At 69.3% G+C, this 14,629-nt stretch carries 10 protein-coding genes; 9 read left to right on the top strand and 1 reads right to left on the bottom strand.

The annotated features are described in order from the left end of the window. Positions 1-5: 5 nt before the first annotated feature. Positions 6-536 carry a DUF1003 domain-containing protein gene (locus ACMGER_RS07750; RefSeq protein WP_436811504.1) on the bottom strand — a complete coding sequence of 177 codons (531 nt, stop codon included), beginning with the start codon at positions 534-536 and terminating at the stop codon, positions 6-8. 62 nt (positions 537-598) lie between these two features. On the opposite strand from ACMGER_RS07750, the gene ACMGER_RS07745 reads away from it, so the two are divergent. The 9 genes from ACMGER_RS07745 (at position 599) to ACMGER_RS07705 (ending at position 14,610) form a co-directional block, all read left to right on the top strand. Then, positions 599-1,555: an MDR/zinc-dependent alcohol dehydrogenase-like family protein gene (locus ACMGER_RS07745; protein ID WP_436811503.1), complete on the top strand. Its 957-nt coding sequence runs from the start codon at positions 599-601 to the stop codon at positions 1,553-1,555. Then, positions 1,552-2,553 carry a Gfo/Idh/MocA family protein gene (locus tag ACMGER_RS07740; protein ID WP_436811502.1) on the top strand — a complete coding sequence of 334 codons (1,002 nt, stop codon included), beginning with the start codon at positions 1,552-1,554 and terminating at the stop codon, positions 2,551-2,553. The genes ACMGER_RS07745 and ACMGER_RS07740 overlap by 4 nt, the downstream gene beginning before the upstream one ends. Beyond that, complete coding sequence (locus tag ACMGER_RS07735; protein WP_436811501.1) at positions 2,550-3,605, top strand: polysaccharide pyruvyl transferase family protein; 1,056 nt, start codon at positions 2,550-2,552, stop codon at positions 3,603-3,605. Before ACMGER_RS07740 ends, ACMGER_RS07735 begins: the two co-directional genes overlap by 4 nt. Beyond that, positions 3,602-5,071, top strand: a complete 1,470-nt coding sequence (locus ACMGER_RS07730; protein ID WP_436811500.1) for a Coenzyme F420 hydrogenase/dehydrogenase, beta subunit C-terminal domain — start codon at positions 3,602-3,604, stop codon at positions 5,069-5,071. The genes ACMGER_RS07735 and ACMGER_RS07730 overlap by 4 nt, the downstream gene beginning before the upstream one ends. A gap of 35 nt (positions 5,072-5,106) precedes the next feature. Further along, positions 5,107-8,205: a TonB-dependent receptor gene (locus ACMGER_RS07725; RefSeq protein ID WP_436811499.1), complete on the top strand. Its 3,099-nt coding sequence runs from the start codon at positions 5,107-5,109 to the stop codon at positions 8,203-8,205. Positions 8,206-8,352: 147 nt separating this feature from the next. Then, positions 8,353-9,006 (top strand): TetR/AcrR family transcriptional regulator, encoded by a 654-nt coding sequence (locus tag ACMGER_RS07720; RefSeq protein ID WP_436811498.1) that lies wholly within the window; start codon positions 8,353-8,355, stop codon positions 9,004-9,006. A 581-nt stretch (positions 9,007-9,587) separates the two neighbouring features. Continuing rightward, positions 9,588-10,004 carry a hypothetical protein gene (locus ACMGER_RS07715; RefSeq protein ID WP_436811497.1) on the top strand — a complete coding sequence of 139 codons (417 nt, stop codon included), beginning with the start codon at positions 9,588-9,590 and terminating at the stop codon, positions 10,002-10,004. Beyond that, the gene (locus ACMGER_RS07710) at positions 10,001-11,272 is read left to right on the top strand and encodes an efflux RND transporter periplasmic adaptor subunit (protein WP_436811496.1); all 1,272 of its coding nucleotides are present in this window, start codon (positions 10,001-10,003) and stop codon (positions 11,270-11,272) included. The genes ACMGER_RS07715 and ACMGER_RS07710 overlap by 4 nt, the downstream gene beginning before the upstream one ends. A 161-nt stretch (positions 11,273-11,433) precedes the next feature. After that, a complete protein-coding gene (locus tag ACMGER_RS07705; protein WP_436811495.1) occupies positions 11,434-14,610 on the top strand; it encodes an efflux RND transporter permease subunit in 3,177 nt (1,058 codons plus the stop codon). Positions 14,611-14,629: the final 19 nt, after the last annotated feature.

Below are 14,629 nucleotides of genomic sequence, written 5' to 3'. Positions count from 1 at the left end.
GGACTCTAGGGATCGAGCCCTTCCGCGCGCTTGCGCGCGTCCAGCGCGTCGAGCACCTCCACCGGCGCGACGTCGCGCTTGATCTCCTCGAGCTCGGCGTCGTCGACCGGAACGCCGACCCGCTCGGCGATCCGCTCGATCAGCCCCGCGAGTCGGGTCAGCTCGTGCTCGGCCAGCAGGTTGATGTGGAGGTCGAGATCCGCACGGCGGTCGGCTTCGGCCGCCATGCGGTTCTGGCTGATCAGCACGAAGGTCGAGAGAAAGATCGCTTCGACCGACGCTTCCATCGCCAGCACGACGAAGCTGGGGTCGAAGCGCGGCACGCCCGGAATCCAGCCGAGATTGATCGCGATCCAAGTCCCGTAGAGGACCAGATGAATCCCCACGAACGTCATCGATCCCGTGAACCGCGTGATCCGGTCGGCAAGCCGCTGGCTGAGCGGCGCCATGTTCGCCTCGGTCCGCTGCCGCTCGGTCAGGCGCGCGATATTGTCGCGCAGCGTCGCGGTCATCACAGGCGTGACGGGTTCGGCCATACACATCGCCTCCCCCGCGCCAATGGCTCGCACCGGCTTTGGTTGCAGGAGAGTGTCCGCTGATGCGCGCCGCCGTGCTCGCCGCCCCCGGCGAAATCCGCATCGAGGAGGCCGCCGTGCCCGAGCCCGGCCAGGGCGAGGTCCGCATCCGGCTGGAAGGCTGCGGCGTCTGCGCCTCCAACCTGGAGCCCTGGGCGGGTCTGCCCTGGATGACATACCCCGGCGATCCGGGTGGTCTCGGCCACGAAGGCTGGGGCACGATCGACGCGGTGGGACCGGGCGTGGACGGATTGGCGGCCGGCGATCGCGTCGCCGCCATCTCCTACCGCGGCTTCGCCGACTACGATCTCGCCGAAGCCGGCATGGTGGCGAAACTGCCGCCCGAGCTCGCCGGCAAGCCCTTCCCCGGCGAGCCGATCGCCTGCGCCTTCAACGTCTTCCGTCGCAGCGACATCCGCGCCGGGCAGAGCGTGGCGATCGTCGGCACCGGCTTCCTCGGCGCGATCCTGACCCGCCTCGCCAGCGAGGCCGGCGCGCGGGTGATCGCCATTTCGCGCCGGGCGGAATCGCTCGACCTCGCCCGCCGCTACGGCGCCGCGGAAACCATCGCGATGGACGATCATTGGAGGATCATCGACGCGGTCAAGGCGCTGACCGGCGACCGGCTCTGCGAGCGCGTGATCGAGGCGGTCGGCAGGCAATGGCCGCTCGACCTGGCCGGCGAACTGGTCGCGTTCGGCGGGAAGCTGATCGTCGCTGGCTACCACCAGGACGGACCGCGCCAGGTGAACATGCAGATGTGGAACTGGAAGGGCATCGACGTGATCAACGCCCATGAACGCGATCCCGAGGTGCAGATGCAAGGCCTGCACGACGCGGTCGAGGCGGTGGCGAGCGGCCGGCTCGATCCCGAGCCGCTCTACACCCACCGCTATCCGCTGGAGCGGCTCGGCGAGGCGCTCGACGCCACCCGCGACAAGCCCGACGGCTTCGTCAAGGCGCTGGTGATGATCGCATGACGCCGCGCATCGGCTTCCTCGGCACCGGCTGGATCGGGCGGCACCGGATGGCGGCGATGCTCGCCACCGGCGCCGTCGAGGCGGCGGCGGTGTGCGACCCTTCGCCCGAATGCGTCGCCGAGGCATTGAAGCTCGCGCCGGATGCGCGGCAGGCCGGCTCGCTTGCCGAGATGCTGGCACTGGGCCTCGACGGCGTGGTGATCGCGACGCCGAGCGCCCTCCATGCCGAACAGGCGGTGGCGGCGCTCGATGCCGGGGCGGCGGTGTTCTGCCAGAAGCCGCTCGGCCGCACCGCAGCCGAGGCGCATCGCGTCGTCGAGGCCGCGCGCGCCGCCGACCGGCTGCTCGGGATCGACCTTTCCTATCGCCACACCGCGGCGATGCAGGCGATCGTGCCGCTGGTGCAGAGCGGCGGGCTCGGCCGGCTGTTCGCGATCGATCTCACCTTCCACAACGCCTACGGCCCGGACAAGCCGTGGTTCTACGACCGCACGCTCTCGGGCGGCGGGTGCGTGATCGACCTCGGCGTCCACCTCGTCGACCTCGCGCTGTGGACGCTCGGCTTCCCGCCCGTCGCCGCGGTCGAGGCGGACCTGCGCAAGGCCGGCGCGCCGGCCGGCGCGGAGGAGGTGGAGGATTTCGCCGTCGCCAGCTTCCTCGCCGGCGAGGTGTCCGTGCGGCTCGCCTGCTCCTGGCGCCTCCACGCCGGCCGCGATGCGGTGATCGAGGCGGCCTTCTACGGCACCGAGGGCGGCGCGGCGCTGCGCAACGTCGACGGTTCCTTCTACGACTTCGTCGCCGATCGCTTCGCCGGCACCGGCACCGAACGCCTCGCCGACCCGCCCGACGACTGGGGCGCCCGCGCCGCCGCGGCCTGGGCGACGCAGCTCGCCGCCTCGCCCCGCTTCGATCCCGCCGCCGAGCGGTTCACCGCCTCCGCCGAGGTGCTCGACCGCATCTATACCGCGGGCCTGATCCAGGAAGCGCGGGCGGCATGAAGATCGGCGTGCTGACCTTCCACTGCTGCATCAACTACGGCTCATACTGGCAGGCGCGCCGCCTGGTCGAGGGGCTGCGCGCCCGCGGGCATGACGCGGTGCTGCTCGACCATGACAGCCGCAGCGTCCGCCAGGCGGAATGGCGCTGCGCCTTCCAGCCGCAGCTCCCGCGCCGGACGGAGCGCCGCGACCTCGGCCGCTACGGCGAGAAGGCCCGCCGCTTCCTCCGCGCGTTCGAACGGCTGCCGCGCTCGCACCGCTTCCCGCTCGAGAGGCCCGCGCTGGCCGGCGACTATGACCTGGTGCTGGTCGGCAGCGACGAGGTGTGGAACTTCCGCCACCCCTGGTATTCGGCCAAGCCGATCTTCTTCGGCGAGGGCCTGCGCGCCGGCCGCCTCGCCGCCTATGCCGCCAGCTTCGGCAACCACGACGCGAACGACGGCATCGACCCGAGCTGGGCCGAGCGCCTCGCCGCCTTCGACGCGATCTCGGTGCGCGACGACAACAGCCGCGCGCTGCTGGCGGGCGCGCTGGGCAAGGCGCCGGAGGTGGTGCTCGACCCTTGCCTGCAATTCCCCCCGCCCCCCGCCGACGAGCCGCCCCGGCGCGAGATCGCCGTCTATGGCCACAGCTTCCCGTCCTGGTTCGCGAGCGCCGTCCGCGCCTGGGCGGAGAAGGCCGGATATCGCCTGGTCAGCATCGGCTACCGCAACGACTGGGCGGACGAGCAGCGGATCGAGGCCGATCCCGACGACTTCCGCCGCCTGATCGCCGCGTTGGCCGCGGTGGTGACCAATTTCTTCCACGGCTGCGTGTTCGCGCTGGTCAACGCCAAGCCGTTCGCCTGCGTCGCCTCCGACTATCGTTCGATCAAGCTCAGCGACTTGACCCGCCGCCTCGGCACGGACCATCGCCTGGTCGAAGCCGACACGGCTCCGGATAGGGTAGGCGAGCTCCTCGCCACGCCGCTCGCCTGCAATCTTATCGATCGCATCCGCGAGGCACGGCAGCGTTCCGACCGCTTCCTCGACCTCGCCCTGGGGGAGGCGTGACCGCCCCGGTCAGCCGCCACGACATCGTCGCGTCGGGCCTGTGCATCGGCTGCGGCGGCTGCGCGGCGGCGGGCGAGACGCGGATGGCGTGGGACCGCTACGGTCAGCTCAAGCCCGCCGCTCCGGACACGGTGATGCGGGCGCCGAGCGACCGTCTCGCCCGCACCTGCCCGTTTTCCCCCGCCGCCCGCAACGAAGACGGGATCGCCGCCGAACGCTTCCCCCGCGCGCGGATATGCCATCCGGCGATCGGGCGGTTCGAGGCGGCCTATGTCGGTCACGCCGACGAGGGCGGTTTCCGCATGGACGGCAGCTCTGGCGGGCTGGTGAGCTGGGTCGCCACCGAGATCCTGCGGCAGGGCAAGGTCGACGGCGTCGCCCATGTCGTCGCGGCCGATCCCGCGACTGAGGGCCGTCTATTCCGCTACTGCATCTCGCGCACCGAAGGCGAGGTCCGCGCGGGTGCCAAGTCGCGCTATTATCCGATCGATCTCTCCGAGGTGCTGCGCGAGATCCGCGAGGTGCCCGGCCGCTACGCCGTCGTCGGCATCCCGTGCTTCATCAAGGCCGTCCACCTCCAGCGCGCCGCCGATCCCCTCCTCGCCGACCGCATCACGACGACGCTCGGCCTGTTCTGCGGCCATATGAAAAGCGCGCGCATGGTCGAGAGCTTCGCGCGGCAGATGGGCGTCGAACCGGCGGCGGTCGCTCGCGTCGACTATCGCCGCAAACGGCCCGAGCGGCCGGCGAACTGGTACAATACCGAGCTGACGCTGCGCGACGGCCGCACCGTCGATCGCGACTGGTGGCACCTCGTGGAAGGCGACTGGGGCGCCGGCTTCTTCCAGAACGCCGCCTGCGACTTCTGCGACGACGTGACGGCGGAGACCGCCGACATCGCCTTCGGCGACGCCTGGGTCGAGCCCTATTCGTCGGACGGGCGCGGCACCAACGTCGTCGTGGTCCGCTCGCCGATGCTGCGCGAGATGATCGAGCAGGGCCGCGCCGCCGGCCGGCTGCGGCTCGAACCGGTCGATACCGCCTTCGTGATCGCGACCCAGGATGCGGGCTTGAGGCACCGCCGCGAGGGCCTCGCCTACCGCCTGACCTGGCGTCGCGTTGGCCTCGTCCCGCGCAAGCGCGTCGCACCGGCCAAGGCCGGCCTCCCGCTCCGCCGCAGGCTCGTCTACCGGATGCGCGTCTGGATCGGCCGCTGGAGCCATCGCCTGTTCGCCCTGTCCCGCCGCACCGGCTGGTTCACGGGCTATCGGCTCTGGGCCAGGTCGAGCCTTGCCCTCTATCAGGCGCTGACCTATCGCCGGGGCCGCCTCGGCAAGCTCCTCGCGATCCTGCCGGACCCGCAGCCGCGCCGGGACACGGCGCAGAGCGTGGCGACGCGGCGGTCTGTTGCCAAATTACGTCTTGACCCGGACGCCGACCAGGCAGATGACTGCCGCAGCATGTAACCGGTTTCAAAGCCGGACATCAAAGGGGAGAGATCATGATCGGATTTCGGTGCAACGGCGGCGCGGCACGCGGGGGACTGACGCGGTTCGCGGCGGCGCTGCTGGTCGGCAGTGCGCTTTCGGTGGTGGCGACCGTTCCCGTGCACGCCCAGGTCAACAATGCCTCGCTGCGCGGCCGCATCACCGGCGCCGCCGAGGGTGCGGCCCCGACCCAGATCGTCGCGATCGAGGTCGCCACCGGCTTCCGCCGCACCGCGGTGGTGACGCCGGACGGGCGCTACAACTTCCCGTCGCTGCGCCCGGGCCGCTACCGGCTGGAGGTGGTGACGCCGAGCGGCAACCGCTCCACCGACGAGTTCGCGCTCGCGGTCGGCCAGAGCGCCACCTTCGACTTCGACCTGGCGCCTGCCCCCGCCGCGGAGACGCCCGGAACGCCCGAAACCCCCGGCGGCGCGAACGACATCATCGTCACCGGCAACCGCATCCGCAGCATGGAGGGCGGCGAGGTCGGCGTGACCATCACCCAGCGCCTCATCGACCAGCTGCCGCAGATCAACCGCAACTTCCTCGCCTTCGCCGATCTCGCCCCGGGCGTGCAGTTCATCACCGACGCCGGCGGCAACTCGCGCGTCCAGGGCGGCGCGCAGGGCAGCAGCTCGGTCAACGTGTTCATCGACGGCGTCGGGCAGAAGGACTATATCCTCAAGAACGGCATCACCGGCCAGGACACCAGCTCGGGCAATCCCTTCCCCCAGCTCGCCATCGGCGAGTATCGGGTGATCAGCTCCAACTACAAGGCCGAGTTCGACCAGGTCAGCTCGGTCGCGATCACCGCCGCCACCAAGTCGGGCACCAACGAGTTCCACGGCGAGGGCTTCATCGACTTCACCAACCAGGATCTGCGCGACTATCGCCCGATCGAGCTGTTCGGCGACAATCCCGCCAAGGTGAAGAGCAAGGACATGCAGTTCGGCGGGGCGCTGGGCGGGCCGATCGTCAAGGACGTCGCGCACTTCTTCGTGACCTATGAAGGCAAGCGCCGCATCGAGCCGCGCGACGTGTCGCCCGGCATGTCGCTGCCGGTCTCCTTCTTCCCCGAGGAGTACCGCGGCTATTTCGGCTCCTACAACAAGGAGTTCAACGAGGACCTCTACTTCGGCAAGATCGACGTCGAGCCGACGAGCCGCGACCTGCTCGAATTCTCGCTCAAGTACCGCAACGAGGACGACGAGCAGCTCAACAGCGGCCTCAACGCCTACGACACGCGCAGTATCACCAAGGTCGAGGAATGGCGCGGCCTCGCCCGCTGGCAGCACACGGCGGACACCTGGATCAACGACTTCAAGGTCGCCTATGAGGACGTACTGTGGAGCCCGCGACCCGCCCAGGACGGCACGGTCACGCTGTTCAACGCGCGCGTTCCGGACCCGACGAACGGCTCGATCGTACGAACCGGCGAAATCCTGCGTTTCGGCGCCGGCAACAACTTCCAGAACAAGGGCCAGAAGGGCTGGCAGGTCTCCGACGACTTCACCTACACCGGCCTCCAGGGGCATACCTTCAAGGTCGGCGTCAAGGCGAAGTGGGTGACGCTCAACACCTTCGAGCAGAGCGGGCTCAACCCGCTCTATATCTACAACGTCACCTACGATCCGAACGGCGGCACCGCGTTCAACGACCAGGTCCCCTACCGCCTGCAGTTCTCCGCGCCGGTCGGCGACGGCGATCCGCGCATCCGGTCGAAGAACTTCCAGCTCGGCCTCTACATCCAGGACGACTGGGACGTCACCGACCGGCTGACGCTCAACCTGGGCCTACGCTGGGATTACGAGCGCACGCCCGCCTTCCTCGATTACGTCACCGACCCCGCGATCGCCGCGCTGGTCTCCGGCGCCACCACCGGCGCCGACGGCCAGCCGCTCTATCCGAACCTGCTGAACGCCAACTACGACATCCGCGACTATATCTCGACCGGCAGGGAGCGGAAGGCGTTCACGGGCGCATGGCAGCCGCGCCTCGGCTTCACCTACGAGCTCGACGACGCCGGCCGCTTCGCTATCTTCGGCGGCTACGGCCGCTCCTACGACCGCACCCAGTTCGACTTCATCCAGCAGGAGCTGGCGCAGGGCCTGTACGCCACCCGCACCTTCAACTTCAACACCGGCGATCCCGACAACACCTGCTCGCCGAGCCCCAGCCCGACCTGCCTGCCGTGGGACCCCGTCTACCTGACCGCAGAGGGCCGCGCGCAGCTGCTCGCCGGCGTTCCCGGCGGCGGCGCCCGCGAGCTGCGCTTCATCAACAACGACCTCAAGATGCCCTATTCCGACCAGTTCAGCCTGGGCATCCGCGGCCGCTTCAACCTGCTCGACCTCGAGACCGGCTACAGCCATGTCTCGAGCAAGGACGGCTTCGTCTATCTGCTCGGCAACCGGCGGCCGGACGGCACCTTCTTCCCGCCGAGCGGGTCGCCCGAGCCGCCGTTCGGCTTCGCGCCGCCGGGCTACGGCTCGATCATCATCGGCACCAACGGCCTCGAGACCCGCGCCGACAGCGCCTATCTCAAGCTGACCAAGCGCTACACGCGCGAGTCGCCGTGGAGCCTGGACGCGACCTACACCTACACCAAGGCGGAGGAGAACCGTGAGTTCGGCCAGCTGTTCAGCCTCGATTACCCGAGCATGGAGGACTATCCGTTCACCGCCTCGTCGGGCGTGCGCAAGCATCGCATCGTCGTCGCCGGCACCGCCGACCTGCCGTTCGACATGACCTTCGCGGCCAAGTTCCAGATCGCCTCGCCGATCGTGCTCAAGACGTTCCTCGACACCCCCGGCACCCCGCCGCAGCGCGACGTCGTTGCCACCGAGGTCGACGGCAACGGCGACCTCTGGGGCTATCGCCAGATGGACGTGTCGCTGACCAAATATATCCCGCTCGGCTTCGTCGGCGACCAGACCCGGCTGCGCTTCCGCGTCGACGTCATCAACCTGTTCAACGACCGCAACTACAATCGATTCGACGCGCTCACCGGCACGCGCCTGCAGAATCTGCCCAATCGCGCGCCCGATCCTGCCGACTACAGCACCGACGGACCGCCGCGCACCATCAAGGTCTCGGCCGGCTTCAGCTTCTGATCGCAGGCTCTTACGGCACGCAGTTCCCTTGCGGGGACGGCGGTGCCGTAGCGGCCGGTTGTCCCATAGGAAGCTATCGTTCCCGGTTCGTCCCAAATCCGCTAACCGCTGGACTTTCTTTACGGTTTCCATTATATACCGCTCGTTATGGAAACCATCACTGCCGACCGGCCGGCGACGCCGCAGAGCCCGCCGCACAAGGGGCGTCCCCGCGAATTCTGTGTCGATGAGGCCCTTGCCGCCGCGCTCCGCGTGTTCTGGAGCAAGGGCTATGAAGGGGCGTCGCTCACCGATCTGACCGAGGCGATGGGCATCACCCGCCCCAGCCTCTATGCCGCCTTTGGCAACAAGGAATCGCTGTTCCGCAAGGCCCTCGATCTCTACGAGTGCGAGAAGATGGCCTATGTCGGCCAGTCGCTGGAGAAGCCGACCGCGCGCGAAGTCGCCGAAGCGATGCTGCGCGGAAGCCTGGAGAACCAGACCAGCAGCTGCGAGCCGCGCGGCTGCCTGGGCGTGATAAGCTCGATGGCCTGCGGGGCCGAGGCCGAGTCGATCCGCCTCGAAGTGCTGGAGCGCGGCAAGGTCGCCAAGCTTGCGCTGATCGAGCGCATGAAACGCGCCCGGGAGGAAGGCGACCTTCCCGCCCATATCGACCCGGTCGGCATCACCAGTCACCTCTACGCGATCATACAGGGCATGGCGGTGCAGGCAGGCGCCGGCGCTACCCGCGCCGAGCTCGAGAAGCTCGTCGAGACCAGCATGGCGATGTGGCCGTGCAAGGATCCTCCGGTAGCGACGTAATACCGGCCGCAACCGTTCAGCCTGCCATTCCGCTCCCTCCATCATCCCTGTCTTGTGCCGGGGGTCCACTGTGCCACCAACCGATGTCGCAGCCGCTCCTGCTTCAACGGTGCAGCAAGCTCCTCTTCCTCAGTGCCCGCGGGTGAGCGGACCCCGGCACAAGGCCGGGGTGACGAAGGACGTGAGAGGGAACCCAACCACCCCCGACAACCTCACCTTCACCCCACCCCTCGACAAAATTTATCGACCGGTATAGAAAGCGGTTGACGCAGCGCAGCAGCACTTCTATACTGTACGGTATAGAAGGTGAAGCTGTCCCTTCGGGCCAGCCTCGCCTGACAAAGGGACAAGCGATGCGCTACTGCCATATTCTCGCGGTTCGCGCCGGACCCTGACGGACCCGACGCAATCGCTCGTCGCATTATTGGTTAGTCGGCTGACCGGCAGGTCTTGGGCCTGTCTGCGCAGGGGGAAGCTGCGCCTCTCGCCGCACAGATTCGCATGGCCAACTGACGCCGCCGGCCTCCGCCGCGGCGAAGGGAGGCGTCTGCACGTCTCAAAAGGACAAGGGAGACATGAGCATGGCCTATGTCGCTTTCGCCGAGACCGGCACCGATTTCATCAACAACGATTTCGTCACCACCCTCCGTGACCGGACCTCCCCCAAGCCGGTCGACCGCAGCGCGGGCTTCTCCGCGCTCGAATGGTCGGTGGTGGCGTTAGCCGAGCGCGACAGCCTGTCGACGCTGCGCACCCCAGGGCGCGTCGCAGCGGCGCTCGGCACCTTATTCGGCGAGCGGCCCAACCCGCGTCTCGCCGATCCCCGCCTCGAGGCGCTGCGCCGCATGGCGGTGCTGAGCTGGCATTATGGCTACACCGTGCCCGGCGAGGACATCCGGGACTTCGTCGCCGCCGGCTTCACCCTCGATCACTACGAACTGCTGGTCGACAGCATCAGCGTCGCGCGCGCCGCGCGCAACCGAAGGGCTCACCGATGAACATGGTTTCCCCGATCAACACCGCCGAGGGCGAGCCGCTGCCGGCGCGCCGCATCGCCGACCGGCCGCTGTGGCAGCGGCTTGCGATCGTCGCGCTTCCCGTCGCCGCGGTCGGCGCGGGCGTGCTCTATTTCGACCGGACCCCGCCGGCGGCCGCCGCGCCGCCCCCGCCCACCGTCACCGTCGCCACGCCGCTCGCCCGCGACGTCAACGAGTGGGACGACTATGTCGGCCGCTTCGAGGCGAGCCGCAGCGTCGAGGTGCGTCCGCGCGTCTCGGGCCAGGTCACCGCGGTCCACTTCACCGACGGCGCGATCGTGCGCCAGGGCCAGCTGCTCTTCACCATCGATCCGCGCCCGTTTGCCGCGGCGCTTGCCGAGGCGCGCGCCGGCGTCGCCAGCGCGTCGAGCGACCTCGCGCTCGCCGAGGCCGATCTTGCCCGCGCCAACCGGCTGCTCGCCGACGACGCGGTGTCGAAGAGCGACATCGACCGCCTGACGGCACGCGTCCGCGCCGCCCGCGCGGCGCTGGCCGGGGCGCAGGCGCGGGCGCGCAGCCGCGCGCTCGACCTGGAGTTCACCCAGGTCCGCGCGCCGATCACCGGCCGCATCTCCGACCGCCGGATCGATCCGGGCAACCTCGTCTCGGCGAGCGACGGCGGCGGCACGATGCTGACCACGATCAACGCGCTCGACCCGATCTACTTCGCCTTCGACGCCTCGGAAGCCTTGTACCTCAAGGCGCAGCGCGACCGGCAGGCCGAGCGCGGCGGCGCGCAGGAGGTGCAGATCCGTCTGCAGGACGAGCCCACCTATCGCTGGAACGGCCGCGTCGACTTCACCGACAATGCGATCAATTCGCATTCGGGCACGGTTCGCGTGCGCGCGGTGATCGACAATCCCGACTATTTCCTGACGCCCGGCATGTTCGGCAACATGCGCCTGGCGCAGGGCGGGACGGCGCGGGCGCTGTTGATCCCGGATTCGGCGGTGCGCACCGACCAGGCGCGCAAGATCGTGTTCGTCGTCGGCAAGGACGGCACCGTCGCCGCCAAGCCGGTCGAGCCCGGCCCGGTCGTCGCGGGGCTGCGCGTGATCCGCACGGGTCTCGCCCCCACCGACCAGGTGATCCTGCAGGGCATCCAGTTCGCCCAGCCCGGCGCCAAGGTCACGGTGAAGCCGACCACGATCAAGCCGCAGCCGGCCCCGGCCGGCGCCGACGCCGCGGTCGAGCAGCCCGCCGCCTCGCAGGCGACGCTCGCGGGATAGCGGCAACGGGATAGCGGACGGCCGGGGCCACCCACCCGGCCGTTCGCGGCGAGCGCAGTCGGGACGGCGCCCTACGTCCGCCCCGACTGCGCTCGGAAGCTTCATCCCGCCCGCGCCCAATTATGCCCCTTACCGGCCCCGACGGGCCGAGGAGACCCGACATGCGTCTCAGTCACTTCTTCATCCGCCGGCCGATCTTCGCAGGCGTGATCGCGATCATCATCACGATCATCGGCGCCTTCGCCTATTTAGGCCTGCCGATCTCGCAGTTCCCCAACGTCGTCCCCCCGACGGTGACGGTCACCACCAACTACCCCGGCGCCTCGGCCGAGACCGTCGCCGATACCGTCGCCGCGCCGATCGAGCAGCAGATCAACGGCGTCGACAACATGCTCTACCAGTCGTCGCAGTCGACCGGCGACGGGCGGCTGACGATCACCGTCACCTTCAAGCTCGGCACCAACCTCGATACCGCGCAGGTGCTGGTGCAGAACCGCGTCGCGCTCGCCGAGCCGAGCCTGCCGGAGGAGGTGCGCCGCCAGGGCGTCGTCGTCCGCAAGACCTCGCCGTCGTGGCTGATGGCGATCAACGTGCTGTCGCCCGACGGCTCGCTCGATCGCAGCTACGTCTCCAACTACGCGCTGACCCAATTGAAGGACCGCCTGACCCGCGTCGACGGCATCGGCGACGTCCAGGTGTTCGGCGCGCGCGACTTCGCGATGCGCGTGTGGATCGATCCGGGCCGCGCGGCCGAGCTCGGCCTCACCGGCGGCGACATCGTCTCGGCGCTGCGCGCGCAGAACGTGCAGGTCGCGGCCGGCGTGGTCGGCCAGCCGCCGTTCGACACCGGCGCCGCGCAGCAGCTCAACGTCGAAACGCAAGGCCGCTTCAAGACCGCGGACGAGTTCGCCAACATCATCATCCGCACCGATCCCACCGGCGCGATCACCCGCCTGCGCGACGTCGCCCGCGTCGAGCTCGGCGCCGAGGATTACGGCGTCAACGCCTATCTGTCGGGTCAGGACTCGATCATCATGGGCGTCACCCAGCGCCCGGGCACCAACGCGCTCGCCGCCGCCGAGGGGATCAAGGCCCAGCTCAAGGAAGCCGCCAAGAGCTTCCCCAAGGGACTCGAATACCGCATCATCTGGAATCCGACCGAGTTCATCAGCGAATCGATGCATGCGGTGCAGGAGACGCTGCTCGAGGCGATGATCCTGGTCGTCCTCGTCATCATCGTGTTCCTGCAGAGCTGGCGCGCCGCGATCATCCCGATCGTCGCCATCCCCGTGTCGCTGATCGGCACCTTCGCGGTGCTGGCCGGGCTCGGCTATTCGCTCAACACGCTGTCGATGTTCGGCCTGGTGCTGGCGATCGGCATCGTCGTCGACGACGCGATCGTCGTCGTCGAGAACGTCGAGCGCAACCTCGAGCACGGCCTCTCCCCGCGCGAGGCCGCGCACAAGTCGATGGACGAGGTGTCGGCGGCGCTGGTCGCGATCGTGCTGGTGCTCTGCGCCGTGTTCGTGCCGACCACCTTCCTCACCGGCATCACCGGCGAGTTCTACCGCCAGTTCGCGGTGACCATCGCCACGGCGACCGTGATCTCGCTGATCCTGTCGCTCACCCTGTCGCCCGCGCTCGCCGCGCTGCTGCTGCGCCCGCGCGCGACCGAGGCGCCGGCGTCCGGCTGGCGGCGCTACGCCTGGCTGGCAGGCGACCGCTTCAATCAGGGCTTCGAGCGGCTGAGCAACTGGTATTCTCGGGTCACCCACCGCATCACCAGCGCGCCCAAGGCGGCGCTCGCCACCTATGCCGCGCTGATCCTCGCCACCGGCGCGATCTTCTGGGCGACGCCCGCCGGCTTCGTCCCCGCGCAGGACCAGGGCTATGCCCTCGCCGCGATCCAGCTGCCGCCCGGCAGCTCGATCCAGCAGACCGACGCGGTGCTGAAGAAGGTGGTGCAAAAGCTGCTCAAGGTGCCCGGCACCGAGGCGGCGGTGATGTTCGCCGGCTTCGACGGCGCCTCGCAGACGCAGGCGTCGAACGCGGGCGCGGCCTATATCACCTTCAAGCCGTTCGAGGAGCGCGCCGGCACCGACCGGACCGAGCGCAACATCGAGAACGACATGCGCGCGGCGCTCGCCGACGTGAACGACGCGTTCGTGTTCGTGATCCCGCCGCCCGTCATCCAGGGCATCGGCAACGGCGGCGGCTACCGCATGATCGTGCAGGACCGCAGCGACGCCGGCTACCAGGCGCTGGAGCAGGCCGCCGGCCAGCTCATCGGCCAGGCCCACCAGCAGCGCGAGCTCGCCAACGTGTTCACGCTGTTCAACACCGCCACACCGCGCGTCTATGCCGACATCGACCGCGCCAAGGCCGACATGCTCGGCGTGCCGCCGAGCCGCGTGTTCGAGGCGCTGCAGGTCTACCTGGGCTCCGCCTACATCAACGACTTCAACCTGCTCGGCCGCACCTTCCGCGTGACCGCGCAGGCGGAGGCGGCGGCGCGCGACGACCCGGCCGACATCGCCCAGCTCAAGACCCGCTCCAACACCGGCGAGATGGTGCCGGTCGGCGCGGTCGCGACCTTCATGGACAAGACCGGCCCCTATCGCGTCACCCGCTACAACCTCTTCCCCGCGGTCGAGGTCGACGGCGAGACCGCCCCCGGCTATTCGACCGGCCAGGCGATCGCAGTGATGGAGCGGCTCGCGACCGGGCTCCCGACCGGCTTCACCACCGAGTGGACCGACATCGCCTTCCAGCAGAAGGCCGCCGGCAACATCGCCGCGCTGATCTTCGCGCTGTCGGTGGTGTTCGTCTTCCTGGTGCTGGCGGCGCAGTTCGAGAGCCTGATGCTGCCGCTCGCGATCATCCTGATCGTGCCGATGACGCTGCTCGCCGCGATGGCGGGCGTCAACCTCCGGGGCATGGACAACAACATCCTGACCCAGATCGGCCTGATCGTGCTGATCGCGCTCGCCGCCAAGAACGCGATCCTGATCGTCGAGTTCGCCAAGCAGGCCGAGGAGCGCGGCGCCACCGTGGTCCAGGCGGCGGTGGAGGCGGCCCGCACCCGTCTGCGCCCGATCCTGATGACCAGCTTCGCGTTCATCCTGGGCGTGGTGCCGCTGGTCTGGGCCTCGGGCCCCGGCTATGAGCTGCGCCAGGCGCTCGGCACCGCGGTGTTCTACGGGATGGTCGGCGTCACCGTGTTCGGCCTGATCTACACCCCGGCCTTCTACGTCGTCTGCCGCGCGATCGGCGACCGCATCGCCCGCTCCCGCAAGGGCGGCACGGCGGCCGACCCGGCGCTCCAGCCGGCGGAATGAACCAGCGGTCGCCCTCAGC

This window comes from Sphingomonas astragali, assembly GCF_051400615.1.
GTDB lineage: Bacteria > Pseudomonadota > Alphaproteobacteria > Sphingomonadales > Sphingomonadaceae > Sphingomonas.
The sequence above is the reverse complement of the archived record's forward strand: the minus strand, read 5'-3'. Positions and strand labels throughout refer to the sequence as shown.